Source organism: Streptomyces sp. KM273126 (assembly GCF_004337435.2).
In the GTDB taxonomy this organism is placed as follows: Bacteria; Actinomycetota; Actinomycetes; order Streptomycetales; family Streptomycetaceae; genus Streptomyces; species Streptomyces acidicola.
Genome location: NZ_SJXB02000002.1, coordinates 1,838,390 through 1,852,263, shown reverse-complemented (window position 1 = coordinate 1,852,263; position 13,874 = coordinate 1,838,390). Strand labels below are relative to the sequence as shown.

Sequence of the window (13,874 nt, the reverse complement as noted above, 5' to 3'; positions counted from 1 at the left end):
TGGTGCCGGGAGGTGCGGAGGGGTGCGGGGGGGAACTGCGAGCCGGTGTCGTGCGTCTCTCAGCCGGTGCGGTGAACGTCGTCGTGATCAGTGCGACGGGGATCAGTGCCGTGGGCATCGTCTGTGCCCGTGTCCCGGTTGTCGGACCACGCCTTCCAGAGGGCCGCGTACGCACCTCTGGCGACGCGCAGTTCGTCGTGGGTGCCGGTCTCGACGATGCGTCCGGAGTCCATGACGACGATGCGGTCGGCGGCCGCCGCCTGGCTGAGGCGGTGGGCGACGATCAGCGCGGTGCGGCCGTCCACGGCACAGGAGACAGCCTTCTCCAGGGCGCGCGCCCCGGCGCTGCCCGCTTCGGCGGTGGCCTCGTCGAGGATCACGAGCGGCGGATCGGCGAGGATCAACCGGGCCAGCGCGAGGGCCTGCGTCTGCGCTCCGCCGATCCGGTGTCCGCCGTCGCCGACCACGGTGTCGAGGCCGTCGGGCAGCGCCTCCGCCCAGGCGAGGGCCTCGACGCGGTCGAGGGCGGCCCGCAGTTCGTCGTCGGTGGCGTCGGGCCTGGCGAGGCGGAGGTCGTCGGCGAGCGGGCCCGCGAAGACATGGGTCTCCTGGGTGATCAGGGAGACCGTGCTGCCGTTGGCGGCCGGGCCGAGCTCGGTCGGTGGGACCCCGCCGATCAGGACGGTTCCGGTGGTGGGCGGCTGGATCCCGGCGACGAGTCGGGCCAGGGTCGTCTTGCCCGCTCCGCTGGCGCCGACGAGGGCCACCCGCTCTCCGTGACGGATCGTCAGATCGATACCGCGCAGGACGGGATGTCCGCTGCGGTAGGCATGACCGACCCCGCTCACGGTGACCTCGGCGGTCTCCGGGACGACGGGCCGGGTCGGCCGTGCGGGCGGCGGCTCGTCGGTGACGCCGACGAGCCGGGCCAGGCCCGCCGTGGCCGACTGGGCGTCGTCGAGCAGGACGAGGGCGGCGTTGACGGGGCCGAAGAGGCTGTGGAAGTACAGGGCCGCGGCGGTCGCCGTGCCGATGCCGGCCGAACCGTCTCGGACCAGCCAGTACCCGGTGACGAGGACGGCGGCGAGCCCGATGTACTCGGCGATGTGCAGCCGGCTGTAGAAGCCCAGCACGAGCCGCACCCCGCGCATCGTCAGACCCACCAGTGACCAGGACCGCTCGGTGACCCGCGCGATGTGCTCGCGCTCCAGCCGGAACGCCCGCACGGTGGAGCTGCCGCCGATGGTGTCGAGCAGTTGCTGCTGCTGGACACTGCCCGCCGTGCGCTGCTCGGCGTACAGGGGGATCGCGCGGCCGATGTACCAGCGCGCGGTGGCCGCCTGCACCGGCACGGCGAGCAGCGCGGCCAGCAGGAACCGCCAGTCGAGCAGGGCGAGGGCACCCAGGGTGAGCACGATGGTGAGGAGTGAACGGGCCAGTTCCGGCAGGGCGCCCCGTACGGCCTCGGCGATGAGGGACACGTCGGCGGTGACCCTGGCCGTCAGGTCTCCGGAACCCGCCCTCTCGACCCGCTCCAGCGGCAGGTCCAGGGCCCGTTCCACGAACCGTTCGCGCAACCGGGCCAGGGTCGTCTCGCCCAGCCGGGACACCAGGGACAGGCCGAGCCCGGTACTGAGGCCCTGCACCACGGCGACGGCCGCGAGAAGCGCCGCGGTGGTCGTGATCGCGTCGGCCGGTCCCCGGTCGGCGGCCAGGTCGACGATCCGGCCCAACAGGGGCTGCACGAGCAGGCCGACGGCGGTGGCGCCGACCATGACGGCGACCGCGGTCAGCGCCAACGCCCGGTGCGGGCGCACGAGTTCGACGACGGCCGCGCGGGTGCGCGCGGGCGAGGCGACGGGGAGCAGCGACGGCTCGGCCTGGTCGGATGCCTCGTGGGGTGCCTGGTTACCCGGTTGCCGGCCGGTCATGCGAGGACCGCAGTCCGGTAGGCGACATGGTCGTGGACCAGGTGTTCATGGCCGCCCGTCGCGGCGATGCGGCCGGAGTCGAGGAGGACGACCCGGTCGGTCACGGCGAGCAGGGCGGGGCTGTTGGTGACGAGGACGGTCGTACGGCCTCGGCGGACCTCCCTGATCCCGGCGGCTATCCGGGCCTCCGTGACGGCGTCGACGGCGGTGGCGGGCTCGTGGAGGACGAGGACGGGGGCGTCGGAGGCCAACGCCCGGGCGAGGGCCACTCGTTGACGCTGTCCGCCGGAGAGGGAGCGTCCGCGCGCGGTGACGGCCGTGTCGGCGCCGTCGGGCAGGGCGCGGGCCACCTCGTCCGTGCTCGATGCCGCCATTGCGGGCCCGAGGTCCGCTGCGACGGGTGCCGCGGCGCTGACGTTGTCGCGGAGGGTGCCCTCGAACAGGTCCGCGTCGTGTTCGGCGACGAGGATCGCGGCGCGCGCCTCCGCCAGGCCGAGCGCGGTGAGGTCGGTGCCGTCGAGCTCGACGGCTCCGGTGTCAGGGTCCGTGCGGCGGCCGAGGCAGCGCAGCAGCGCCGAGGCGTCGGCGGGGTCGCCCGTGGCGATGCCGACGGTCTCACCGGGGGCGATGTCGAGGTCCACCTCGCGCAGCGTCCCGTACGACAGTCCGCGCAGCCTCAGCCGGCCTTCCACCCGGCGCAGCACGGGCCCGCCGGACGCGGGGCCGGGCGGCACGGCGGGCTCGGCGCCGAGGATCTCCGCGATACGGGTGGCGGAGGCACGGCCCTGCGCGAACTGCGCGTTGACCCAGGAGAACTCGGAGAGCGGGCCCATGAGGAACAGGGCGAGGCCGACGGACGAGACCAGTTCGCCGAGGCCGATGTCGCCGCGAGCGGCGAGCCGGCCGCCGACGAGCGCCACCAGCGCGAGGAAGACTCCGGTGAGGAGCGTGACGACGCCGTTCTGCCAGGCCTCCGCTCGGGCAGCGCGCAGAGTGGCGGTCAGCGAGTCCTGGCTGATGCGGCGGTAGCGGGCGACGGCCGCCGGTTCGGCGCCGATGCCCTTGAGGACGCGGAGCCCGGCCACCAGGTCGGCCGCGACGCCGGAGGCCTGTGCCGCGCGCTCCTGCTCGGCCCCGCTGCGCCGTTCCAGGGGCTTGCTCAGCAGGTGGCCCAGCCACAGCAGCAGCGGGGTGCCCAGCAGGACGAGGAGGCCGAGGGTGAGGGACACGCGCAGCAGGACGACCGCGCTGACGGCCACCCCGGTGGCGGCCGCGATCCCGAAGATGAGGGCCAGGGTGACGGCGCCGACCCGTTTGGCGTCCTCGGTGGCGGTGTTCACGAGCTCTCCGGGCAGCCGCCCGTCCTCCGCGCCGCCCTCCTGGGCGAGGATGCGGCCGACCAGCGCGGTGCGGAGGTGATGCGCGGCGGTGAGGGAGGCGCCTTCGCCGGCCCGTGCGCCGTAACGGAAGCTGAAGGAGAGTCCGACGTAGACGGCGGCCAGGATCCCGAGCCACCCCAGGAGACCGGCGACGTCACCGTCCACGGCTCCCCGGTCGATGGCCAGTCCGATGAGCAGCGGCACGAGGGCCTCACCGGCCTGATGGCCCATGCCCAGGACCGCGCCGAACACGACGGCCCGGCGTTGACCTCCGACCGCGCCCCACAGAACGTCCCGTCCCGGCGGGTCCGCTCGCCTCACGCATCCTCCGGAACCGTACACAGGTGACCCTCGTGAAGAATTTAGGTAAGGCTAACCAACTTTCCTGTCCTGAGCCAGTCCTGAGGAGGCGTCATCTGAGGAAGTGAAGGCACCGTCGTCCGATCGGGCCGACCGGGGCGCACCCATGCCGCGTGTGCGCCTCGGCGGCAGCCGTCGCGTGTACGTGCGCCCCACTGCGCCGGGTGCACAGGGCATGGGCGACCGGCGTGGGAGGCGCGGGCCCGTCGCGGGGGCTGCCTCACTCCGTGGAAATGCACCTCCGTAGCACGAAGGCGCCCCTTTCACGCTGTTCCCGGCCGCCAGCCATGACTGTTTGGCTTGACGGGCAACGCACACAGCCCAGCCGCACGCACCGTCACGAGGTCCCACCATGGCGTCCCGCTCCCCAGAACCCGTCTTCGAGCTCCACCGCCTCGGTGAACCCACCCACTCCCCAGGCCTCCGCGGGACCCGCTGCCCCGCGCCGTAACCGCCCCGGGAGATCGCGAAGCGCCAGTCCGCGGCTCAGCCGTGGCGCGCCCTCACCCACGGATGCCCCGTCACTCGCCGCCGAAGGCCAGGGCTGTGTCCGCCTACGTCCACCTCACGTCCGCCCAGGTCCGCCCACGTAATCGGAGGGAATGTGTCCGCACCGGAAAGCGCCCCGGAAAGCGCCACCGACGAACAGCAGTTCACCAGTCTCAGCACCCAGGCGGCACGCCAGCTCGCCACGACGACCAAGTCCGAACCCCAGATGCAGGCCATCACCTCACGATGGCTGCTCAAGATGCTGCCGTGGGTCGACGTCAAGGGCGGCACCTACCGGGTAAACCGCCGTCTTCAGCTGAGCGTCGGCCGGGGACGGGTGCAGTTCGACCACAACGGCGCCGACGACATCAAGGTGATCCCTGAGACGCTGACCGAACTGCCAGCCCTGCGCGGCTACTCCGACACCGCGGCGCTGCGGGAGATCGCCTCGAAGTTCCGGGTGCGGGAGGTGCGCGCCGGCCAGGTCCTCGTCGACGCGGGGCAGCCCGTGACGGAGGCGTATCTCGTCGTACACGGCCGGCTCACCCGTTACACCACGGGCAAGTACGGCGAGGAGGAGGTCATCGGGGTCATCACCGACGGCGACGGCATGGGCGACGAGGCCGTCGGCCGGGACGACCCGCTGTGGCTGAGTTCGGTGCGCGCCGAAACCCCCGGCGTGGTGCTGGCCCTCAACTGGGACACGCTCACGGCGCTCGTCGAGCGCACACCGTCCCTCGCCGCGCACCTGGACGCCTTCGCGGAGCAGCAGAGCCGGCCCATGAACCGCAAGGGCGAGGCCGACGTCCCCGTGCAGGCGGGACACGTGGGCGAGCCGATCCTCCCGGGCGGCTTCGTCGACTACGACCTCTCGCCGCGCGAGTACGAACTGTCGCTCACCCAGACGGTGCTGCGCGTCCACACCCGGGTCGCCGACCTCTACAACAACCCGATGAACCAGACCGAGCAGCAACTCCGGCTGACCATCGAGGAGATCCGGGAACGCCAGGAGTGGGAGCTGGTCAACAACCGCGAGTTCGGGCTGTTGCACAACGTCGACTACGCCCAGCGCACCAGCACCTTCTCCGGTCCCCCGACGCCGGACGACATGGACGAGCTGTTGTCGATGCGGCGCAAGACCCGGCTGTTCCTCGCCCATCCGAAGGCGATCGCAGCGTTCTTCCGGCAGTGCAACCGACGCGGTCTGGTGCCCGGCACCGTGAACGTCGACGGGCACGAGGTGCCCGCGTGGCGCGGCGTTCCGATCTTTCCGTGCGGCAAGATCCCGATCAGTCCGCAGCACACCAGCAGCATCATCGCGCTGCGCACCGGAGAGAAGGACCAGGGAGTCGTCGGCCTCCACCAGACCGGCATCCCCGAGGAGTACGAGCCCTCTCTGAACGTCCGGTTCATGAGCGTAGACACCATGGCGATCATGAACTACCTGGTCACCGCCTACTACTCGATGGCCATCCTCGTGCCCGACGCCGCGGGGATTCTGGAGAACGTGCAGGTCGGACGGACCGCGGAATGAGCGCACCATCCGCACCCTCCACACCGTCGGCACCGTCCGCGCCATCCGCGCCGACCGCCCTGGCGGCCGGTTCCGGGGCCCCGCCCCCGGCCCCGGCCCCGGACGCACCATCCCCGCCGACGGCACGGCCACCGTTCCGGCTGCCCGGACCACCCGTCCTCACCCGGCGGGCACCGGCAGCCGGCCCCGAAGCCCCACCACCACCCACACCACCCACCTCGGCCACACCACGGCTGCCGGAGACAGCGCCACCATTCCGGCCACCCGGGCCACCCCGCGTCACCCGCACCACACCCTCACCCAGCCCCGGTGCCCCGTCGTCACCGTCCCCTGCCACATCACGGCCGCCGGAGACGGCGCCCACGTTCCGGCTGCCCGGACCGCCCCACCCCGCGTTCGCCGCCCGGGGCCGGCGTGGCGGGGCGATTCCCGGGCTGCGGTACCGGCCCGCCGTCCCCGCCGACCCCGGGAAGGCCGCGGAGATCGACGGCCGGCTGGAGGCCTGGGCCCGTGGGCTGGACCTGTTCCCGCCCGCCTGGACGGGGGACTTCTCGGGGTTCCAGTTCGGCCGGGCCGTCGTCCTCCAGCATCCGGGCGCCGCCGACCTCGAACGCCTCACGGTGGCCGGCAAGTTGCTGCTCGCGGAGAACATCGTCGACAACTGCTACTGCGAGGCGGACGAGGGCAAGGGCGGCTCGCCGCGCGGGCTGGGCGGCCGGCTGATCATGGCTCAGTCGGCGCTCGATCCGTACCACGGCACCCCCGAGCTGGAGGAGGAGTGGCGTGGCGGCGTGCGGGCCGACGGACCGCTCCGCTCATACCACTTCGCTCTGCGCGACTACGCCGCTTTCGCCACCCCCAGCCAGACCGACCGGTTCGTGCACGACATCGCCCGCCTGCACATGGGCTACCTGGCCGAGGCCGCCTGGTCCGAGATCCGGTACGTCCCGCAGGTGTGGGAGTACCTGGTGATGCGGCAGTTCAACAACTTCCGGCCCTGTCTGTCGATCGTCGACGCCGTGGACGGCTACGAACTGCCCGAGGCGGTCTACGCCCGGCCCGAGATCCAGCGGATCACCGCCCTCGCCTGCAATGCCACCACCATCGTCAACGACCTGTACTCCTTCACCAAGGAGCTGGCCGCCGATCCGACCCATCTGAACCTGCCCCAGGTCATCGCCGCCAACGAACGGTGCGGCCTGAAGACCGCCTACCTGAAGGCGGTCGAGATCCACAACCGGATCATGGCGGCGTTCGAGGAGGAGTCCGCGGTCCTGTCCGCCACCTCACCCCTGGTCGAGCGCTACGCCCACGGCCTCGCCGCCTGGGTGTCCGGCAACCACGAGTGGCATGCCACCAACTCCCACCGCTACCACCTGCCCGACTACTGGTAACGCGCGGCCCTGGCCGACGCCCCACCGCACCACGAGGAGCAACTGTTGACCATCATCGACACCACCCCGGCAGCCACGACGGTGCCGACCCAGTCCAGGTACCAGACCCGCGTCGCGGACTACTGGAACGCCGAGGAGAACCCGGTCAACCTCGAACTCGGGAAGATCGACGACCTGTACCACCACCACTACGGCGTCGGAGGCGTCGACTGGACCGTCCTCGATGACGGCACCGACCCGGCGACGCGCGGGGAGCGCATCACCGCCGAGCTGCACCGTCTGGAGCAGGCCCAGGCCGAACTGCTCGCCTCCCACCTCGGCCCCCTCTCCCCCGCCGACCGCGTCTTCGACGCCGGCTGCGGGCGCGGCGGCGGCAGTGTGGTGGCCCATCTGCGGTACGGCTGCCACGCCGACGGTGTCACGATCTCCCGGAAGCAGGCCGACTTCGCAAACGAGGAGGCGCGTAGGCGGGGCATCGACGACCGGGTTCGCTACCACCATCGCAACATGCTCGACACGGGCCTGAAGTCCGGCGCGTACGCCGCGTCCTGGAACAACGAGTCCACCATGTACGTGGAGCTGGACCTGCTGTTCGCCGAGCACGCCCGGCTGCTGCGCCGCGGCGGACGCTATGTGACGATCACCGGCTGCTACAACGACACCTATGGGCGCGCCTCGCGCGAGGTGTCCCTCATCAACGCCCACTACATCTGCGACATCCACCCACGGTCGGAGTACTTCCGCGCCATGGCCCGCAACCGCCTCGTCCCGGTCCATGTCGAGGACCTGACCGCCGCGACGATCCCCTACTGGGAGCTGCGCAAGCAGGCCGACCACCTGGTCACGGGCATCGAGGACACCTTCCTGAGCGCCTACGAGAACGGCAGCTTCCAGTACCTGCTGATCGCGGCCGACCGCGTCTGACTCAGCGGACGGCGTCACACGTCCGCCGTGACCGGCATCGTTCCGGGTGACACCGGCACAGCCCCGGCACGGCGGACACGTGACGCCGTGTATCCACCTGCGCTCCGGAACGACGCGGCCCCGCACCTCCGGACGGAGCAGTACACACCGATTTGCCCACTCCGGCTTGGCCATGAAAATCCCCATCCTGGTGCACTGCCGACATCCAGGTATCACCCGACAAGCCACTCTTAACGCAAGTTTGACGTCATCGAACGCCTCATCAACGGGCCCATGCGTCACTCTCCGCTTACGCTGGTGGCGCCGTCCGCGTGACGGCCGCACCCCGCACCGCGCCGCACATCAGGAGAGCACGTCGATGGCCGCCACCGAACACCCGCCGCCGAGCCGGCTGCGGAGGTGGATGCTGGAGGGCCTCTCCGACATGCCGGGGGCCCAGCACGTACCGCACGCCCAGACCGAGGCCCCGCACCAGGGCCGGCCGTGGTGGCGCGTGATGTGTCTGACCGGGGTCGACTACTTCTCCACCCTCGGCTACCAGCCCGGCATCGCCGCGCTCGCGGCCGGACTGCTGTCGCCCGTGGCCACCGTCGTGCTGGTGCTCGTCACTCTGGCCGGCGCGCTGCCGGTGTACCGGCGGGTGGCCGAGGAGAGCCCGCACGGGCAGGGGTCGATCGCGATCCTTGAACGGCTGCTCACGTTCTGGAAGGGCAAGCTGTTCGTCCTCACGCTGCTCGGGTTCGCCGCGACGGACTTCCTGATCACCATCACTCTCTCGGCGGCCGACGCCTCCACGCACCTGGTGGAGAACCCCCATCTGGCCGACGTACTGCACGGCAAGCAGATGCTGATCACCCTGATCCTGGTCGCATTGCTGGGCGCGGTGTTCCTCAAGGGCTTCCTGGAGGCGATCGGCGTCGCCTTCGCACTGGTGGCGGTCTATCTCACGCTCAACGCGGTCGTCGTGGTGACCGGGCTCTGGCACGTCCTCAGCGCGGAGCATGTGGTCACGGACTGGACCACCGCCCTGACCGCCCAGCGCGGAAACGTTTTTGTGATGGTAGGGGTGGCCCTGCTGGTCTTCCCGAAGCTGGCGCTGGGCCTGTCCGGGTTCGAAACCGGCGTGGCGGTGATGCCGCACGTCCAGGGCGACCCCGGCGATACCGAGGACAGACCCGTCGGCCGGATCCGGGACACGAAGAAGCTCCTGACCACCGCCGCAGTGATCATGAGCGTGTTCCTGATCACCACGAGCTTCATCACCACCCTGCTCATCCCGGCGAAGGAGTTCCAGCCCGGCGGCAAGGCCAACGGCCGTGCCCTCGCCTTTCTCGCACACGAGTACCTGGGCAACACGTTCGGCACCGTCTACGACGTGTCGACGATCGCCATCCTCTGGTTCGCCGGCGCCTCCGCGATGGCCGGGTTGCTGAACCTGATGCCGCGCTATCTGCCCCGCTACGGCATGGCCCCGCACTGGGCCCGCGCCGTCCGCCCCATGGTGATCGTCTTCACCCTGATCGGCTTCCTCGTCACCTGGATCTTCGACGCGAACGTGGACGCCCAGGCCGGCGCGTACGCCACGGGTGTGCTGGTCCTGATCTCCTCGGCGGCGATCGCCGTGACCATCGCCTCGCGCAAGGCCCGTCAGCGGAACTGGACCATCGGGTTCGCAATCATCTCCGCCGTGTTCCTCTACACCACGGTGCTGAACGTCATCGAGCGCCCCGACGGTGTGAAGATCGGCGCCTGCTTCATCGCCGGCATCATCCTCGTGTCCTTGCTCTCCCGGCTCGCCCGCGCCTTCGAACTCCGCGTCACCAGCGTCGAGCTGGACGACATGGCGCAGCGGTTCGTCCGGGACGTCGCCAGCCGCACCATACGGTTCATCGCCAACGAGCCGGACAGCCGGGACCTCGCCGAGTACCGCGACAAGATCGAGCAGATCCGTCACGACAACGACCTCCCGGCGCCAGAGGACTTCGTGTTCGTCGAGGTCACGGTCACGGACCCGTCAGAGTTCGAGACGAGCCTCACCGTGCGCGGCGAGGTCCTGCACGGCCGCTACCGGGTCCTGACCATGGAGAGCTCCTCGATCCCCAACGCGCTGGCGGCCCTGCTCCTCCACGCCCGGGACACCACCGGCCAGATCCCGCACATCTACTTCGAGTGGACCGAGGGCAGCCCCTTCCACAACTTCCTCCGCTTCATCCTCTTCGGTCAGGGCGAGGTCGCGCCCGTCACCCGCGAGGTCCTGCGTGAGGCCGAACACGACCGCTCGCGCCGGCCTCACGTCCACGTGGGCTGAGGCTCAGCGGCCGACGGCGTCCGCCGGGTCCTTCTCGCAGGTCGTGTCCCGTGCGGGCAGTTCGCCCGTACGGAGGTAGTCGTTGACCTGCTGGTGGACACAGCGGTTCGGGTAGAGGGCGTAGACGCCGTGCACCTGGGCCTTCAGGGTGATCAGACGGGAGTTCGGCATCTTCTGGTGGAGCCCCTGCCCGTTGGCGTAGCTGGTGCGCGTGTCGCCGGTGGCCTGCACGATCAGGCCCGGCACATCGTTGCCGCTGGTCACGGGCGGCTCGATCGGCTCACTCGGCCAGAACGCGCACGGGTGCACACCGTTGAACACCGGCCCGAAGAGCGGTGCCGTCGCGCGGCTGCGCTCGACGTTGTCCCGGTACCAGGACAGGTCGCGCGGTGCGGCACGGTCCGCGCACTGCAGGGCCATCTGCAGGGAGTTCTGGACCTCAGCCTCGTCGTCCGGCGGGCCGAGCGCCGCCCGCAGAGTCTCGGTCGGTTCGACGGTACGGCCGAGCGCCGCGTCGTACAGGACCCGGACAGTCTCGGCGGTCCGCGCGAACTCCCGGTCGTCGGCCATGGTCATCCCCAGTGCCTGCGGTACCTGCTGGCCGTCGGCGGTGTACGGGCCCACCTTGAGCGGAGTGCGGGCGGCTTGCCGGGCGATTCCCTCGACGGTCGCCCGGACCTTCGCGGCCGAGTCGCCGAGCCCGTAGGTGTCGTGGCGGCGGGCTGCCCACGCCGCCCATGTGTCGAGGTACGCCTCGTTCGCCGCGGTCGCGTCCCGGAACCCCGCGACGTACCACTGGGCCGGGTCGATCGCGCTGTCCAGCAGCAGCCGGTCGACACGGCTCGGGAACATCTTTGCGTAGACCGCGCCGAGGTACGTGCCGTACGAGATCCCGAAGTACGAGGTCTTCCGCTCGCCCAGCACCGCCCGGAGCAGGTCCATGTCACGGGCGGTGTTACGGGTGGTGAAGTGCCCGAGGTACGACAGGTCCTTGCCGTAGACGCGCTGACAGCTCTTCACCAGGTCCGCCTCGTAGCGGGCCTGGGCCCGGAACCCGGCGGTGTCGTACCCGGCGGAGCGCAGCCAGTGCCCGGAGGTGCCGCAGCGCAGGGGACTGCTGCGGCCGACGCCGCGCGGGTCCATGCCGATCAGGTCGTAGCGGGCGGCCAGTTCCTTGCCCATCGCGGGCGCGTCGAGCAGCGGCATGTCGAGCGTGATTCCGCCGGGGCCGCCGGAGTTGTGCATCATCAGCCCGATGCGGTTCCTGGTGTCGGTGGCCTTGATGCGGGAGAAGCCGATGGTCAGGGTGCGTCCCTCGGGGTGCCGGTAGTCCAGCGGCACCCGAATCGTGGCGCAGCGGGCACCTGCCTCGTCCAGCTCCTTGTGGTCGCAGGCCGTCCAGCTCGGACGCTGTTCGACGAAGCGGCGCAGGGAGGCGGGGTCATCGCCGGTCACGGCGGTCGCCGGGCTCGGGGACCGCTCGGGTGACGCCTGGGCGAGGGTCGGGCTCACGGCCATCCCCATGGTCGCGGCGAGCGCGCCGACGGCGAGGGTACGCGTGACGCGGCGCAGGCTCCGTCCGGGGGCGGACCAGGCCCGCGCGTCCGGCTCCGGCCGTGCGGGTGGTGATAACGCAGGGGACAAGGCAGCGCTCGATGGCACCGAATGAGAGATCGTCATGTCGCACCAGCCTCCCCTCACCCCCGGGCCCCAACAATCCAGGGCGCCCCCGGGGACGCCCTGGGGCTGTCCCCCGGAAAAGAGGAGGCCGCCCCGGATTGCCCGTTCGGCGGTGTGTCAGCCTGGAGTGTGATCGCGCTGGTGGCGGGCGTCCGCAGGCACGGCATCCGCTGACGCCCAGTCCACGATCTGTGTCGCCGCGCCCGCGGCCTCCGCGCCCCGGCAGTGCGCGTGGTGGCGCCGGGCGATGCCGTCGAGGTCGAGGTGCGTACCGAACGCGGGGTGCTCCGTGAGGCGTCGTGCGTACGTCCACAGCTGCCGGTGACCGGCGATGCGGTGCACCGCGGCGGCGTCCAGGTGGTGGCGGTGCACCGTGTCCAGCTGGACCAGCGTCACCCACAGCCGTACGTCCGCGGCGGTCAGCCGGCCTCCGAGCACGTAGGCGTGCGAGGCGATCCGCCGCTCCAGTTCGCCGAGTGCGCGGAGCAGGGTGGCGAGCGCCGCCTCGCGCACCGCCGGATCGATGGCGGCCTCTCCCGCGCGCTGCGCGGACGCGGTGATGTCCTGCTCGCAGAGTCGGACGACGGCCCTGACGGCGGCCTCCGTACCGTGCGGGTGGAGGACGGGGCCGTCGCCGCCGAGCAGGCGGGTCAGGTCCCGCAGGATGTCGGGAGCGTGGGTGCTGACGATCCGTCCGGTCCAGTCGTCGCTGAGCACCGGCGCCACGGCCGGGCCGCGGTGCCGGTGCTCACTGGCGTCGTACAGCGGGCGCAACGCCTGGTGCCCGCCGCCGGGTGCGTCGGGCACGGCGGGCAGCAGCGTCACCGGCAGGCGGTCGGCGAGGCCGAGCAGGCTGTGGGTGACGGCGATCTCCAGGCCGTACGGACAGGACAGCGCGAGGTGGAGCCGGTAGCGGTGCGGCACGGCGTAGTAGCCGCTCCGCGCGTCACGGCCGATCCTGCTCCGGAAGGACGGCACGGCTGCGGGGGATGTGGCGGACATACGTCTCCCTGGGAGTCTTCGGGCACGGGCGTACTGCGGCGACGGCGCGCGGCGGCCTCGGCGCGGCCGGGGATGCGGGGTTCGGGGGGCGTCAGGCGCGGGCGGGCGCGCCGCCGCCGACGGGCGGGAGACTCGCCGCGCTGCACACACGCAGCAGATCGATGTGGCGGCGGGACGTCAGCGGGGGCCGCAGACGGACGGCGGCATGGATGCGGGCGGTGTCACTGGCACAGACCGGCCCCGAGCTCCCCATCACTTTTCCTACCGATTCACTAGGATTCCCATGTGGAGTGTCAGGCCGTAGCGGGCTCCCGTCAAGAGGACCTGCCCCGGATCGGGTTCGGTATCGGGACTCCGGCCGGTCAGGGATTTGTCCACGCCTCCGGGTCCTCGGCGAGCCCCTGGACCTCATCGGGCAGTTTGGCCGTGGCCACGTCGGCCAGGGTGACCTCGCCCAGGATCTTGCGGACGTTGGCGCGTACCGCGATCCACAGGGGCAGCAGCGACTCCGCGGGGCCGACATAGGAGAGCTCGGGCGGGCGCACGCCTCGTACGGACACCAGCGGCCCGTCCGCCACCCGGATCACGTCGGCGATGGCGATCGTGTCCGCGGGCCGGGCCAGCCGGTAGCCGCCCTTTCCGCCGCGCTGGCTGACCACGAGCCCGCCCCGGCGCAGGTCGCCCAGGATGCCTTCGAGGAACTTGTGCGGAATGCCCTGCGCCGCGGCGATCGCCTCGGCCTTGAGTGACGCGTCGTCACTTACCGACGCCAGCTCCAGCGCCGCCCGCACCGCATAGTCCGCCTTGGCCGAGATCCGCATGCCCCGATTATCCGCCACCGCCGCGTCGCTCCGTCACCGGCCGCATGGTCTG

At 71.4% G+C, this 13,874-nt stretch carries 10 protein-coding genes; 4 read left to right on the top strand and 6 right to left on the bottom strand.

Translation table 11 applies throughout. The annotated features are described in order from the left end of the window. Window positions 1–59 precede the first annotated feature (59 nt). Both E0500_RS38895 and E0500_RS38890 read right to left on the bottom strand, forming a co-directional pair. Window positions 60–1,931 carry an ABC transporter ATP-binding protein gene (locus E0500_RS38895; RefSeq protein ID WP_131572007.1) on the bottom strand — a complete coding sequence of 624 codons (1,872 nt, stop codon included), beginning with the start codon at window positions 1,929–1,931 and terminating at the stop codon, window positions 60–62. Beyond that, the gene (locus tag E0500_RS38890; protein ID WP_131572008.1) at window positions 1,928–3,631 is read right to left on the bottom strand and encodes an ABC transporter ATP-binding protein; all 1,704 of its coding nucleotides are present in this window, start codon (window positions 3,629–3,631) and stop codon (window positions 1,928–1,930) included. Before E0500_RS38890 ends, E0500_RS38895 begins: the two co-directional genes overlap by 4 nt. A gap of 643 nt (window positions 3,632–4,274) precedes the next feature. On the opposite strand from E0500_RS38890, the gene E0500_RS38885 reads away from it, so the two are divergent. From E0500_RS38885 to E0500_RS38870, 4 genes are all read left to right on the top strand, one after another. Beyond that, the gene (locus E0500_RS38885; RefSeq protein ID WP_181587366.1) at window positions 4,275–5,693 is read left to right on the top strand and encodes a family 2B encapsulin nanocompartment shell protein; all 1,419 of its coding nucleotides are present in this window, start codon (window positions 4,275–4,277) and stop codon (window positions 5,691–5,693) included. A 140-nt stretch (window positions 5,694–5,833) separates the two neighbouring features. Beyond that, window positions 5,834–7,087, top strand: coding sequence for a family 2 encapsulin nanocompartment cargo protein terpene cyclase (locus E0500_RS38880; RefSeq protein ID WP_399121057.1), 1,254 nt, complete (start codon window positions 5,834–5,836; stop codon window positions 7,085–7,087). 45 nt (window positions 7,088–7,132) lie between these two features. Beyond that, complete coding sequence (locus E0500_RS38875; protein WP_131565257.1) at window positions 7,133–8,011, top strand: geranyl diphosphate 2-C-methyltransferase; 879 nt, start codon at window positions 7,133–7,135, stop codon at window positions 8,009–8,011. Window positions 8,012–8,369: 358 nt separating this feature from the next. Further along, window positions 8,370–10,319 carry an APC family permease gene (locus tag E0500_RS38870; protein ID WP_131565259.1) on the top strand — a complete coding sequence of 650 codons (1,950 nt, stop codon included), beginning with the start codon at window positions 8,370–8,372 and terminating at the stop codon, window positions 10,317–10,319. 3 nt (window positions 10,320–10,322) lie between these two features. On the opposite strand, the gene E0500_RS38865 is transcribed toward E0500_RS38870, so the two are convergent. From E0500_RS38865 to E0500_RS38850, 4 genes are all read right to left on the bottom strand, one after another. Then, window positions 10,323–11,963 (bottom strand): alpha/beta hydrolase, encoded by a 1,641-nt coding sequence (locus E0500_RS38865; protein WP_220141494.1) that lies wholly within the window; start codon window positions 11,961–11,963, stop codon window positions 10,323–10,325. A gap of 153 nt (window positions 11,964–12,116) precedes the next feature. Continuing rightward, window positions 12,117–13,001, bottom strand: coding sequence for a glutathione S-transferase C-terminal domain-containing protein (locus E0500_RS38860; RefSeq protein ID WP_131565263.1), 885 nt, complete (start codon window positions 12,999–13,001; stop codon window positions 12,117–12,119). A 91-nt stretch (window positions 13,002–13,092) separates the two neighbouring features. Continuing rightward, entirely contained in the window at window positions 13,093–13,254 is a 162-nt protein-coding gene (locus tag E0500_RS38855; protein WP_165935050.1) for a hypothetical protein, read from the bottom strand. A gap of 109 nt (window positions 13,255–13,363) precedes the next feature. Beyond that, on the bottom strand, window positions 13,364–13,822 hold the full coding sequence (locus E0500_RS38850; RefSeq protein WP_131565265.1) for an Rrf2 family transcriptional regulator: 459 nt from the start codon (window positions 13,820–13,822) through the stop codon (window positions 13,364–13,366). Window positions 13,823–13,874 lie beyond the last annotated feature (52 nt).

What these genes read in the sequence shown, in the direction of transcription:
- E0500_RS38895 (WP_131572007.1), bottom strand. Translation starts at nt 1,931, where the DNA reads ATGACCGGCCGGCAACCGGGTAACCAGGCACCCCACGAGGCATCCGAC.
- E0500_RS38870 (WP_131565259.1), top strand. Translation starts at nt 8,370, where the DNA reads ATGGCCGCCACCGAACACCCGCCGCCGAGCCGGCTGCGGAGGTGGATG.
- E0500_RS38860 (WP_131565263.1), bottom strand. Translation starts at nt 13,001, where the DNA reads ATGTCCGCCACATCCCCCGCAGCCGTGCCGTCCTTCCGGAGCAGGATC.
- E0500_RS38855 (WP_165935050.1), bottom strand. Translation starts at nt 13,254, where the DNA reads ATGGGGAGCTCGGGGCCGGTCTGTGCCAGTGACACCGCCCGCATCCAT.
- E0500_RS38850 (WP_131565265.1), bottom strand. Translation starts at nt 13,822, where the DNA reads ATGCGGATCTCGGCCAAGGCGGACTATGCGGTGCGGGCGGCGCTGGAG.